Origin of the sequence: Streptomyces aureus (assembly GCF_001418135.1) — a bacterium.
In the GTDB taxonomy this organism is placed as follows: Bacteria; Actinomycetota; Actinomycetes; order Streptomycetales; family Streptomycetaceae; genus Streptomyces; species Streptomyces aureus_A.
This window is the reverse complement of sequence record NZ_LIPQ01000033.1, coordinates 1-12,911: the sequence shown is the minus strand read 5'-3', so window position 1 is coordinate 12,911 and position 12,911 is coordinate 1. Positions and strand designations below refer to the sequence as shown.

General features: G+C 73.6%; 9 protein-coding genes and 1 pseudogene. All 10 read left to right on the top strand.

Features of this window, described 5'->3' with window-relative positions; genetic code table 11:
- Nucleotide 1: 1 nt before the first annotated feature.
- Nucleotides 2-907 (top strand): carbohydrate ABC transporter permease, encoded by a 906-nt coding sequence (locus AOK00_RS03850; RefSeq protein WP_055598889.1) that lies wholly within the window; start codon nucleotides 2-4, stop codon nucleotides 905-907.
- A gap of 8 nt (nucleotides 908-915) precedes the next feature.
- The gene (locus tag AOK00_RS03845) at nucleotides 916-2,181 is read left to right on the top strand and encodes a 6-phospho-beta-glucosidase (RefSeq protein ID WP_055598888.1); all 1,266 of its coding nucleotides are present in this window, start codon (nucleotides 916-918) and stop codon (nucleotides 2,179-2,181) included.
- A complete protein-coding gene (locus AOK00_RS03840; protein WP_437441385.1) occupies nucleotides 2,172-3,161 on the top strand; it encodes an N-acetylglucosamine kinase in 990 nt (329 codons plus the stop codon). Before AOK00_RS03845 ends, AOK00_RS03840 begins: the two co-directional genes overlap by 10 nt.
- Before the next feature lie 297 nt (nucleotides 3,162-3,458).
- On the top strand, nucleotides 3,459-4,886 hold the full coding sequence (locus tag AOK00_RS03835; protein ID WP_055598887.1) for a hypothetical protein: 1,428 nt from the start codon (nucleotides 3,459-3,461) through the stop codon (nucleotides 4,884-4,886).
- 11 nt (nucleotides 4,887-4,897) lie between these two features.
- Nucleotides 4,898-5,935 (top strand): glutamate ABC transporter substrate-binding protein, encoded by a 1,038-nt coding sequence (locus tag AOK00_RS03830; protein ID WP_055598886.1) that lies wholly within the window; start codon nucleotides 4,898-4,900, stop codon nucleotides 5,933-5,935.
- A gap of 53 nt (nucleotides 5,936-5,988) precedes the next feature.
- Nucleotides 5,989-7,266 (top strand): hypothetical protein, encoded by a 1,278-nt coding sequence (locus AOK00_RS03825; RefSeq protein ID WP_173861497.1) that lies wholly within the window; start codon nucleotides 5,989-5,991, stop codon nucleotides 7,264-7,266.
- Nucleotides 7,267-7,345: 79 nt separating this feature from the next.
- A complete protein-coding gene (locus tag AOK00_RS03815; RefSeq protein ID WP_107097301.1) occupies nucleotides 7,346-9,946 on the top strand; it encodes a serine/threonine-protein kinase in 2,601 nt (866 codons plus the stop codon).
- Nucleotides 9,947-9,948: 2 nt separating this feature from the next.
- Nucleotides 9,949-11,379, top strand: coding sequence for a PP2C family serine/threonine-protein phosphatase (locus AOK00_RS03810; RefSeq protein WP_173861496.1), 1,431 nt, complete (start codon nucleotides 9,949-9,951; stop codon nucleotides 11,377-11,379).
- A 60-nt stretch (nucleotides 11,380-11,439) separates the two neighbouring features.
- Nucleotides 11,440-12,771 carry a vWA domain-containing protein gene (locus AOK00_RS03805; protein ID WP_055598882.1) on the top strand — a complete coding sequence of 444 codons (1,332 nt, stop codon included), beginning with the start codon at nucleotides 11,440-11,442 and terminating at the stop codon, nucleotides 12,769-12,771.
- Nucleotides 12,772-12,811: 40 nt separating this feature from the next.
- Nucleotides 12,812-12,911: pseudogene (locus tag AOK00_RS39950) on the top strand (FHA domain-containing protein); the annotation flags it as partial.

Here is a 12,911-nt window from a genome sequence, read left to right as displayed (position 1 = left end):
CATGACCTCCACATCCACCCTCGACAGGCCCGTCCGCCGGGAGTCCGGCGGAGCCGCCGGAGCCGCCGAGAAGACGGCCCGCCGCAAGGCGCTCCTGCACTGGATCGCCGTGCACTCCCTCGGGATCGCCGCGGCCCTGTTCTTCGTACTGCCGTTCGTCTTCGTCTTCCTGACGTCCCTGATGAGCGACCAGCAGGCACTCACCCGCGACCTCACGCCGAACACCTGGCACTGGGACAACTACGTCCGGGTCTTCGAGACCCCGGGCTTCCTGGACTGGTGGAAGAACTCACTGCTGTACGCCGGACTCGGCACCGCGCTCGTGGTGGTGTCCTCGGTCCCGGTGGCGTACGCGCTCGCCAAGTTCCGCTTCCGCGGCCGGCATCTGTCACTGCTGCTCGTCATCTCGATGATGATGCTGCCGCCGCAGGTGATCATCATCCCGATGTACCTGTTCTGGGCCAAGGAGCTGGACCTCTCCGGCACGCTCTGGCCGCTGATCGTCCCGATGGCGTTCGGTGACGCCTTCGCGATCTTCCTGCTCCGCCAGTTCCTGCTGACGATCCCGAACGAGTACATCGAGGCCGCCAGGATCGACGGGTGCGGCGAACTGCGCACCCTGCTCAAGGTCGTGCTCCCGATGGCGAAGCCCGGCATCGCCGCCGTGGCCCTGTTCCAGTTCTTCTACTGCTGGAACGACTACTTCGGACCCCAGATCTACACCTCCGAGAACCCGGCAGCGCACACGCTGAGTTACGGACTGGAGTCCTTCAAGGGCGCGCACCACACCGACTGGAATCTGACCATGGCCGCGACCGTCCTGGTCATGGCCCCTGTGATCCTCGTCTTCTTCTTCGCCCAGAAGGCGTTCGTCGAGGGAGTCACACTGACCGGAGTGAAGGGCTGACTCACACCATGAAGCTCGCTGTCGTGGGGGGCGGTTCCACCTACACCCCCGAACTGATCGACGGATTCGCGCGGCTGCGCGACACCCTGCCCATCACCGAACTCGTCCTCGTCGACCCGGCTGCGGACCGGCTCGACCTGGTCGGCGGTCTCGCCCGGCGGATCTTCGCCAAGCAGGACCACGAGGGAAGGGTCACCACCACCTCCGACCTCGACGCCGGGGTCGAGGGCGCCGACGCCGTACTGCTCCAGCTGCGGGTCGGTGGGCAGGCCGCCCGCGAGCAGGACGAGACCTGGCCGCTGGAGTGCGGCTGCGTCGGCCAGGAGACCACCGGCGCCGGCGGTCTCGCCAAGGCGCTGCGCACGGTCCCGGTCGTCCTGGACATCGCGGAGCGGGTCCGGCGCGCCAACCCGGACGCCTGGATCATCGACTTCACCAACCCGGTCGGCATCGTCACGCGCGCGCTGCTCCAGGCCGGCCACAAGGCCGTCGGCCTGTGCAACGTGGCCATCGGCTTCCAGCGGAAGTTCGCCGCGCTCCTCGGCGTCGCCCCGTCCGAGGTCCACCTCGACCACGTCGGGCTCAACCACCTGACCTGGGAGCGTGCCGTACGCGTCGGGGGACCCGAGGGCGAGAACGTGCTGCCCCGGCTGCTCGCCGGGCACGGTGACGCGATCGCCGACGACCTGCGGCTGCCGCGCCCCGTCCTGGACCGGCTCGGCGTCGTCCCCTCGTACTACCTGCGCTACTTCTACGCGCACGACGAGGTCGTCCGGGAGCTCGGCACCAAGCCCTCGCGGGCCGCCGAGGTCGCCGCGATGGAGAAGGAACTCCTGGAGATGTACGGGGACCCGGCGCTCGACGAGAAGCCGGCCCTGCTCGCCAAGCGCGGCGGCGCCTTCTACTCGGAGGCGGCCGTGGACCTGGCGGCCTCGCTGCTCGGCGGCGGCGGTTCGCCGTACCAGGTGGTCAACACGTACAACAACGGCACGCTGCCGTTCCTGCCGGACGACGCCGTCATCGAGACGCAGGCCGCGGTCGGCGCCCACGGTGCCGCGCCACTGCCGGTCGCCCCGCTGGACCCGCTGTACGCCGGTCTCGTCGCGAACGTCACGGCCTACGAGGACCTGGCGCTCGAAGCGGCGCTGCGCGGCGGCCGGGACCGGGTGTTCAAGGCACTGCTCGCGCACCCGCTGGTGGGTCAGTACGCGTACGCCGACGGGCTCACCGACCGGCTGATCGCGCACAACCGGGAGCACCTCGCGTGGGCGTGAACCTGAACGGCGTGCTCCTCGCGATCGACGCGGGGAACAGCAAGACCGACGTCGCGGTCCTCGCCCCGGACGGCACCGTCCTCGGCGCGGCGCGCGGCGGCGGGTTCCAGCCGCCGGTGGTGGGCGTGGAGACGGCCGTCGACGCCCTGGCGGAGATCGTCGGGCGGGCGTGGGAGGAGGCCGGCGGCACCGGTCTCTCCCCGGCGTTCGCCCATGTCGCGGCCTGTCTCGCCAACGCCGACCTGCCCGTCGAGGAGACCGCCCTCCATGCCGGACTCCTGCGCAGGGGCTGGAGCCGGTCGGTGCGGGTGCACAACGACACCTTCGCCATCCTGCGGGCCGGGCTCGACGAGCCGCGCGGTGTCGCGGTGGTGTGCGGGGCGGGCATCAACTGTGTCGGGATGACCCCGGACGGCCGGACCGCGCGCTTCCCCGCGATCGGCAAGATCTCCGGGGACTGGGGCGGCGGCAGCGGCATGGCCGAGGAAGCGCTCTGGTTCGCGGCGCGCGCCGAGGACGGGCGCGGCGAGCCGTCCGAGCTGGCGCGGGCGCTGCCGGCGCACTTCGGCCTGGAGACGATGTACGCGCTGATCGAGGCGCTGCACCTGGGTCTTGTGCCCTTCGAGCGGCGGCACGAGCTGACGCCGGTCCTGTTCCGGGTGAGCGCGGACGGTGACCCGGTCGCGCTGTCGCTGGTGCACCGGCTCGCCGAGGAGGTCGTCGCGCTGTCGGCGGTCGCGCTCGGGCGGCTCGGACTCCTGGAGGAGGCGGCGCCGGTGGTGCTGGGCGGCAGCGTGCTCGCCGCGCGGCATCCGCAGCTGGAGGAGAAGATCCGTGAACTCCTCGCCGAGCGGGCGCCCAAGGCCGTCATCGGCTTCGTGACGGCGCCGCCGGTCCTCGGGGCGGGGCTGCTCGCCCTGGACGAGGTGGCGGCGGGCCCGGAGGCGGCGGCCCGGCTGCGGGAGCACTACGGAGCCTGAGCGGCCTGTGGTGCCTGGGAGGCCTGTGGTGCCTGGGAGGCCTGGGGGTGTGGTCGCGGGGCGTCTCCTCTGCCGGAGGAGACGCCCCGCAGGCATGTTCACCTGTTCGAGCGATGTCCGATACGGAACCGATCACGGCCGGGCGACGTATTCAGAGTGAGGGGATTCGCCCGCGGATGTGCCGGGGGCATGCGGCACGATAAGAACAAGATCCAGTCAATCCCGGTGTGCGGACGGCCCCCTGCGGCCATACTGCAGGCCGGACCGGCCGAAGTCGGCGACCCAGGGGGAGGTCACGTGACACACCCGCCGAACGCACCCGCCGCTCCGGCGGCGCGGAGCACGGCGCAGGCGCCGGCGCGCCCGGCCGGCGTGCCCGCGCAGCCGTCGCCCGCGCCGGGCGCCACCCCGCCCGCGGGGCGGAGCGCCTGGGCCGTGGGACGGGAGCGGCTGCGGGTCGCCACCACGACCGAGCCGGGCCGGCTCCAGATCCTCGGGGCCGTTCTCGCGCTGCTCGTCGTCGCGTTCGGGGCCGTCACCGCCTTCCAGGTCGGCGACCGGACGACCGCCGCCGACGACGTCGTCAGCCGCAGCCAGCCGCTGTCGGCGGACGCCGCCGCGATCTACCGCTCCCTCGCCGACGCGGACACCACCGCCGCGAGCGGCTTCCTCGCGGGCACCCTGGAGCCCGCGGAGTCCCGCGCGCGGTACGACCGGGACATCGCCACCGCCGCCCGACTGCTCGTCAAGGCCGCCGCGAGCACGGACGGTTCGGGCGAGTCGGCGCGGGAGATCGCCACCCTCAACGAACAGCTCCCGCGCTACACGGGCCTGATCGAGCGCGCCCGCGCCGCCAACCGGCAGGGCCTCCCGCTGGGCGGGGCCTATCTGCGGTACGCCAACCAGCAGATGACCAGCATCCTGCTGCCCGCCGCCGAGCGGCTGTACGAGGCCGAGACCGTACGGCTCCACAAGGACGAGGAGTCGGCCCGCACCTGGCCGTTCCTCGCCGTGGGCCTCGGACTCCTCACCCTCGCCGTCCTGTTCTGGGCCCAGCGCCGCACCTACGCGCGAACGAACCGGGTCTTCAACCACGGGCTGCTCGCCGCCACCGCCGCCACGCTGACCGTGCTGCTCTGGCTGCTCGCCGCGCACACCGTCGCCCGCAGCGGCCTCGACGACGCGCGCACGCACGGGCAGGAGTCCCTCCAGGCTCTCAACACGGCCCGGATCGGCTCCCTCACGGCCCGCGCCAACGAGCTCCTGACCCTGGTCGCCCGGGGCGCCGTCCTCACCGAGGACGGCAAGAACGACAAGTACGAGGCCGAGTACACGTCGAGCACGGACACCCTGACGGACGCGCTCGCCACGGCGCGGGAGCTGGCCGACGACGACGCCGGCCGTGTCCCCGTCGACGAGGCCGCCGCGCGTACGGCGGAGTGGAAGCAGCGCCACAAGGACGCCCGTGGCAAGGACGAGGCGGGCGACTTCGAGGGCGCGCTCGGCCGCATCGTCGGCCCCAAGGACTCGACGGGACACTCCTTCGACCAGGTCGACGCCGCCCTGGACCGTGCCCTGGCGCACGAGCAGACCGAGTTCACCCGCTCCGCCGGGGACGCCAGGGACGCGCTGACGGCGCTGCCGCTCGGCGCGCTGGCCCTCGGGATACTGGGCGCGGCGGGCGCCGTGCTCGGCATCAACCGCAGACTGTCGGAGTACCGGTGAGAGGGGGCGGGATGCCGAACGGCACGTACCCGCTGGCGCGGCGGACGGCGCAGCGCTTCCGGGGCTGGGGCGGAGTGGCCGCGATGGCCGTGGCCTGCGGGCTCACCGCCTCGCTCACCCTGCTCCCGCTGGCCCACGAAAGCAGCGACGCGGCGGCCGTGCCCGGCATCGCGGGGCCGGGCCCCGGCGTCGGCACCGGCGTCCAGATCAAGGCGGACACCTGCGACAAGCCCTGGGCCTCCCTCACTCCCTCGACGGCGGACGGCCCGTCCATCGAGGCGATCAAGAAGCGCGGGAAGCTCGTTGTCGGCGTCGACCAGTCCAGCTACCGCTGGGGCTACCGCAACCCGGAGACGCGCGCCCTCGAAGGCTTCGACATCGATCTGGCGCGGGCCATCGCCAAGGACATCCTGGGCAGCCCGGACGCCGTCATCTTCCGGGCGATCCCCACGAACCAGCGGATCGCCGCCCTCGACAGCGGCAAGGTCGACCTCGTCGTGCGCACCATGACGATCAACTGCAAGCGGATCCAGCAGGTCGCCTTCTCCACCGCCTACTTCCAGGCCGGGCAGCAGGTCCTCGCGCCCAAGCTGGCCACGGGCATCACCGGCTACGACACCTCGCTGAAGGGCAAGCGGGTCTGCACCGCCGAGGGCTCCACGGCCTACGAGGCCCTGGAGGAGAAGTCCTTCGGCGCGCTCTTCAAGGACGAGGCCGACGGCACCAAGGACGACAAGGACCTGCTGACCGTGCCCAATCAGCTGGACTGCCTGGCCAGGCTCCAGATGGGCGAGGTCGACGCCGTCGTCACCGACAACGCCCTGGCGGCCGGCCAGGCCGCCCAGGACCCGGCGGTCGAGCTCAAGGGCACCCCGTTCACCACCGAGTTCTACGGCGTGGCCGCCAAGCTCGGCAACGACGACCTGGTCCGCCGGGTCAACCAGGTCCTCGTGGGCTACCGCCAGGGTCCCTGGCAGCAGGCGTACAAGACCTGGCTGGAGAAGGACCTGCCCGGGATAACCGGGCCGCCCGCTCCCCTGTACAAGTAGCGCCGGACACGCCCGTACAAGCAGCCCTGTACACGGAGAGGAAGAGGTGATCGATGGGCGTCACGGGACCCCCTGGGCCGGTGATGGACCGGGACGAGGTGGACCGTGCGCTGGCGCGCCTCGGCGCCGAGCACAAGGCGGTCGAGGACTCGCTCCTCGCGCTCCAGGACCACGCGGGCCGCAGGCTGCTCGAAGGGGCGGAGCTGACCGGCACGACCCGGGACCGCTGGGTGGCGACCGAGCGGACCATCACCCTGCTCTGGACCTGCTTCGACGTGTACACCGGCGCCCTGCGGGACGCCCGCGAGGTGCGCGCCCGGCGCCGCTGGCCCGGCCGCGAGGAGCTCGTGGAGCTGACCGACCGGCTGCGCGGCGAGAGCGTCCACGTGGCGGGCGGTGCGGGTGAACAGGGGCTGCTCGCCGAGCGGTTCACCCTGGAGGGCCTCGTCCGGCGGATGAACGAGCTGTACGCGTCGTCGCTGGACGTGGTGGTGACCGCCGACGCCGTCTGGTCGGCGCTGCCCGCCCGGATAGACCTCCTCGCCGCCGAGCTGGGCCGGACGCGTTCGCTCGCGCACTCGGTCGGCGTACGGCCCGGGGAGCATCCGGCCGGCGACGAGCTGGAGGACATCACCGCCGAGCTGACCGCGCTGCGTTCCCAGGTCGTCACCGATCCGCTGGCCTTCTGGCGCCCGGCGACCGGGAGTTCGGCGCCGGGCGGCGGCCGCCCCGACACCGAGCGGTACGACCGGGCGGCCCTGGCCCTGGAGGACATCCGGCGGGAGATCGAGGCGGTGCTCGCGGTCCGGCAGGACTCCGAGGACCGGCTGCTCCGGCTGCGGGACGTGCTGTCGCGGGCGGACCGGACGCTCGCCGAGGCGCGGGCCGCGCGCGGCGAGGTCCTCGCGAAGATCGCCGCCTCCGAGGTGCCGGCCGTCAGCGGGCCGCCGATCGTGCTGCAGGAGCGGCTCGTGGCGGCCGCCGAGTACCGCAGGCACGCCCAGTGGCACCGGCTCTCCCCGCTCCTGGATTCCCTGGAGCGGGAGGCGGAGGACGAACTGCTGCGGGCCAGGGAGTCGTTGACGGCGGTCACGGCCCCGCTCGCGGTCCGGGCCGAGCTGCGCGGCCGGCTCGACGCGTACAAGGCGAAGGTGGCGCGGCTCGGCGCGGCGGAGGACCCGCTGCTCGTGGAGCGGTACGACGCGGCCCGCCGGATGCTGTGGAGCGCGCCCTGCGATCTGCGGGTCGCGGAACAGGCCGTACTGCGTTACCAGCAGGCGGCCGCGGACGTACTGTCCGGCCCGAGAGACGCGGGAGGACGACAGTGGTGAGCGGGGAACAGTGGTGAGCGGCGGGGAGACGGGCGTGGGGAGCTGTCAGCGTCCTTCGTGCGAGGGTTCGTACGAGGACATGGGAGGCGGCGAGCTGTACTGCGACACCTGCGGCCTCGCCCCGGTGGTCGCGGCCGGAGGGCTCATCGGCTCGTCGCCCACGGGGGTGGCCGTGCCGGGAAGAGGCACGGGCACGGGCAGCGGGGTCGTCGGCGGCTCCGGCGTCGGGGGGCCGGACTCCAGCTCCTCGCGGAGCAGTTCGCGGGCGTCCTCGCGGGCCTCGTCGCGCTCGTCGACCTCCCGCCGTTCGGTCTCCGGGCGGCTCTCCCGCTCGCTTTCCGGGGCCTCCACGTCCCGCTCGGTGTCGGTGCGCAGTTCCGGTACGTCGACCGGCCAGTCCGCCCGCAACCGGCTGGGCGCCGGCCTGGTGTCGATCCCCGAGGTGCCGCGTCCCGACCCGCGGGCGGCGGTCATGGAGAAACCGGAGGTTCCCGAGCGGAAGCGTTTCTGCTCCCGCTCCGACTGCGGCGCGCCCGTGGGCCGTTCGCGGGGTGAGCGGCCGGGCCGTACGGAGGGCTTCTGCACCAAGTGCGGGCACCCGTACTCCTTCGTGCCGAAGCTGCGCGGCGGGGACATCGTCCACGGCCAGTACGAGGTCGCGGGCTGTCTCGCGCACGGCGGCCTCGGCTGGATCTACCTCGCCGTCGACCGGGCCGTCTCCGACCGCTGGGTCGTCCTCAAGGGCCTCCTCGACACCGGCGACCAGGACGCCATGGCCGCCGCGATCTCCGAGCGCCGCTTCCTCGCCGAGATCGAGCACTCCAACATCGTCCGCATCTACAACTTCGTCGAGCACCTCGACCAGCGCACCGGCTCCATGGACGGCTACATCGTCATGGAGTACGTCGGCGGCAAGTCCCTCAAGGAGATCGCCAACGACCGGCGCACCCCGGACGGCCGCCGTGATCCGCTGCCGGTCGAGCAGGCCTGCGCGTACGGGATCGAGGCCCTGGAGGCGCTCGGCCACCTGCACAGCCGCAACCTGCTCTACTGCGACTTCAAGGTCGACAACGCCATCCAGTCCGAGGACCAGCTGAAGCTCATCGACATGGGCGCGGTCCGGCGGATGGACGACGACGAGTCCGCGATCTACGGCACCGTCGGCTACCAGGCGCCGGAGGTGGCCGAGGTCGGGCCGTCGGTGGCGAGCGACCTGTACACGGTGGCGCGCACCCTCGCGGTCATGACCTTCGACTTCCAGGGCTACACGAACGTCTTCGTGGACTCGCTGCCCGACCCGGACAACATCGCGGTCTTCCGGACGTACGAGTCGTTCTACCGCTTCCTGGTCCGCGCCACCGACCCGGACCCGGCACGCCGGTTCGCCTCCGCGCAGGAGATGGCGGAGCAGCTGACGGGGGTGCTGCGGGAGGTCGTGGCGCTCCAGTCGGGGCGGCCGCGGCCCGCGCTGTCGACGCTGTTCGGCACGGAGGTACGGGTCACGGACACGACCCTGTTCGCCGAACCGACGGAGGACGTGTCTCTGCTCGGGGCCCGACGGGGACGCAAGCGGCCCGCGCCGCCCGCCGCCGTTCCGGGCGCCGCTGCCGGGGCCGCGTACGGCTCTGTGCCCGGGGCCGCGCCACCGGGTGCCGCGCCGGCTGCTGTGCCCGGGGCCGCGTCGCCCGGGGCCGCGCTGCCCGCCGGGCCCGGTGCCGTGGCGCCCGCCGCGGCGCCGGGGCTCGGGGCGCTGCTCGCGCCGCTCGACACGCCCGCCACCGCGCTGGCGCTGCCCGTCCCGCGCGTCGACACGGGCGACCCCAACGCCGGCTTCCTCGCCGGTCTCGCCGCCGCCGCGCCCGGCGAGCTGCTCGCCGCGCTGCAGGCCGCACCCGCGCCCTCCGCCGAGCTGCGGCTGCGGACCCTGCGGGCGGAGCTGGAGCTGGGCGACCTGCCGTCCGCCGCCCGGACCCTGGCCGGTCTCGAGGAGCGGGACCCGGACGACTGGCGGGTCGTCTGGTACCGGGGCGTCGCCTCCCTGGTGACCGGCGACCACGAGCACGCGGCACTCGCCTTCGACGCGGTCTACGACGCCTTCCCCGGCGAGCCCTCGCCGAAGCTGGCCCTCGGGATCTGCGCCGAGGTGCTGGGCCAGCTGGACAACGCCGCCGAGTACTACCGCCTGGTGTGGGCCACCGACCCGAGCTTCGTCAGCGCCGCCTTCGGGCTCGCCCGGGTGCAGCTCGCGGCCGGGGACCGGATCGGAGCCGTACGGACGCTGGAGTCCGTTCCGGAGGCCTCGATCCACTACACGGCGGCGCGGGTCGCGACCGTGCGGGCGCGGCTGCGGCGCCGCCCGGCGTGGGAGCCGCTCGCCGCCGATCTGACGGCGGCCGCCGCCCAGGTCTCGGCGCTCCAGGGTTTCGGTCTGGACGCCGTCCGCCGGGAGCAGTTGTCGACGGAGGTCCTCGGGACGGCCCTCGACTGGGTACTCTCCGGTAGTCCCGGTGCGGAACCGGGCGGCGGCGCGCTGCTGCTCGGGAGTGAACTGGACGAGCGCGGACTGCGCTTCGGCCTCGAACGCTCGTACCGGGTGCTGGCCCGGCTCGCCCAGCGGGGCGAGGAGAGGATCGAACTGGTGGAGCGGGCCAACCGCTTCCGCCCCCGGACGTGGGTGTGAGGATGTCCCAGAAGCCGAAGCCGTCGCACGGCCTCACCGTCTGCCCGGACTGCGCGGAACCCCTGGAGTCGGGTGACCGGTTCTGCGGTGCGTGCGGTTACGACCTGACGGCCGCGCCGGTCGCCGGGGTCGAGCCGGACCGCCCGACCGTGGCCATCGGCACCCCCGTGGCCTGGCCGGACGCCCCGCCCCGGGACCCCGGTTCGCTGTCCACCGCCACCCAACACCCGGGCGACCTGCCGGGCACCGACTCCGGTGGCCGCGACCTGCCCACGATGGCGGTCCGCACGGACGGGCCGGTGCCGCCGGGTGACCCCGCCGGGCGGACCACGGCGGGCAGCGGTGACTTCGAGCTGGCCGCTCCGGACCCCCGTGCGGCGGTACGGGTGGACCCCGCGCCGGCCGCACCCCCGGCACCCGCGCCCGGTCCGCCGGTCGCACCCGCCCCGGCGGCTCCGGATCCTGCCGCGGCGGCCCAGGCCCCGGCCGCCGCTGCCGCCGCCCCCGGCTCCGCCCTGTGCGTGGCCTGCCGGGCCGGGCGGGTGGACACCGACGGCTACTGCGAGAACTGCGGGCACGCTCAGCCCCGGGAGCGCGACCACATGGAGCGGGAGCTCGGCAGCGTCGCCGCCGTCTCCGACCGGGGGCTGCGCCATCACCGCAACGAGGACGCGTTCGCCGTATCGGCGACCACACTCCCCGACGGCTCCCCCGCCACGCTCGCGATCGTCTGCGACGGCGTGTCCTCGGCGACCCGGCCCGACGAGGCCTCCGCAGCCGCCGCCGAGGCGGCCGGCGCCTCGCTGCTCGCCGCGCTGCCCCGGGGAACACACCCGCAGCAGGCGATGCACGAGGCGATCGTGGCCGCCGCCGAGGCCGTCAACTCCCTCGCGGAGGAGCCCGGCCAGGACGGCGCCGAGCACGACCCGCACCGCCACCGCAACGCCCCGGCCTGCACCATCGTGGGCTCCGTCGTCGCCGACGGCCTGCTCGTCGTCGGCTGGGTCGGCGACAGCCGCGTCTACTGGGTGCCGGACGACCGGGCCACGCCGGCCGCCCGGCTCACCGAGGACGACTCGTGGGCCGCGCAGATGGTCGCGGCGGGCCTGATGAACGAGGCGGAGGCGTACGCGGACGAGCGCGCCCACGCGATCACGGGCTGGCTCGGCGCCGACGCGTACGAACTGGAGCCGCACACGGCCGCGTTCAAGCCCGACCGGTCCGGCGTGGTCGTCGTCTGCACGGACGGCCTGTGGAACTACGCGGAGGGCGCCGACGACATGGCCAGGGTCGTCCCGGCCGACGCGTCCGACCGGCCGCTGCACAGCGCCCAGGTCCTCGTCGGCCACGCCCTGGACGGCGGAGGCCACGACAACATCACGGTCGCGCTCGTGCCGTTCACCGTCGCTCCCCAAGGGGCAGGATCCGCCTGAGCGGTCGCCGATCCCCTGTCCCTCCACCGATTGCCGTTGTTGCCCGAGGAGCCGTAACGAATGGCGAACTTCTCCAAGTCGACCGCACCGCAGTTCTCTGTGGACGTCTACCAGAACGAGTTCCTGCCCGAGGGCGGCCGGGACGTCAGCGCCATCGTCACGGTCACCTCGACCGGCGGCGGCACCACCGGCCGGCAGCCGCTCGCCACGGCGGGCGGCGGCAGGGCCGGTGTCGTGATCATGGTCGACTGCTCCGGCTCGATGGACTTCCCCGCCACCAAGATGCGCGGCGCCCGTGAGGCGACCGCCGCCGCCGTCGACACCCTGCGCGACGGCACGGCCTTCGCCGTCGTCGCCGGTACGCACGTGGCGAAGGAGGTCTACCCGGGGAACGGCGGACTCGCCGTCGCCGACGCCAGGACCCGGGCCGAGGCCAAGGAGTCGCTGCGCCGGCTGAGCGCGGGCGGCGGCACGGCCATCGGCACCTGGCTGCGGCTCGCGGACCGGCTGCTCTCCACGGGCGGCCTCACCATCCGGCACGGCATCCTGCTCACCGACGGCCGCAACGAGCACGAGTCGCCGGAGGAGCTGCGGGCCGCGCTCGACGCCTGCGCAGGCCGCTTCACCTGCGACGCGCGCGGGGTGGGCACCGACTGGGAGGTCAAGGAGGTCACCGGGATCGCCTCGGCGCTCCTCGGCTCCGCCGACATCGTCGCCGACCCGGCCGCCCTCGCCGCCGACTTCACGGCGATGATGGAGCACGCGATGGGCAAGGGCGTGGCGGACGTCTCGCTGCGGCTGTGGACCCCGGTCGGGGTGGAGATCGCCTATGTGAAGCAGGTGGCGCCGACGGTCGAGGACCTGACCGGACGCCGTACGGAGGCCGGACCGCGCGCCGGGGACTACCCCACGGGCTCCTGGGGCGACGAGTCCCGCGACTACCACGTGAGCGTGCGGGTCCCGCAGGCCGCGATCGGCCAGGAGATGCTGGCGGCCCGGGTCTCCCTGATCGCGCCGGACCCGCTGGGCGGCGACCCGAAGCCGCTGTCCCAAGGACTGGTACGGGCGGTGTGGACCGACGACCTGGCGATGTCGACGTCGATCAACCCGCAGGTCGCCCACTACACGGGCCAGGCCGAGCTCGCGGACGTCATCCAGCAGGGGCTGGATGCCCGCAAATCGGGCGATCACGACGGCGCGACGGCGAAACTGGGCCGCGCCGTGCAGCTCGCGGCGGCCTCCGGCAACGCGGATACGGCGAAACTCCTTTCGAAGGTGGTCGACGTCGTCGATGCGGCGACCGGTACTGTGCGTTTGAAGGCGAAGGTCGCGGAAGCGGACGAGATGACACTCGAGACCCGCTCCACCAAGACCGTTCGCGTCAAGAGGTAGCCCGGCCACGGGCCGGACGACGAGAGGGGGAAGCACCGACATGCCGACCTGCCCGAACGGACACCAGTCGGTCTCCGACGACTGGTGCGAGGTCTGCGGCCATCGCATGGCCGGGGCGGGTGCGCCGACGGGTGCCGTAC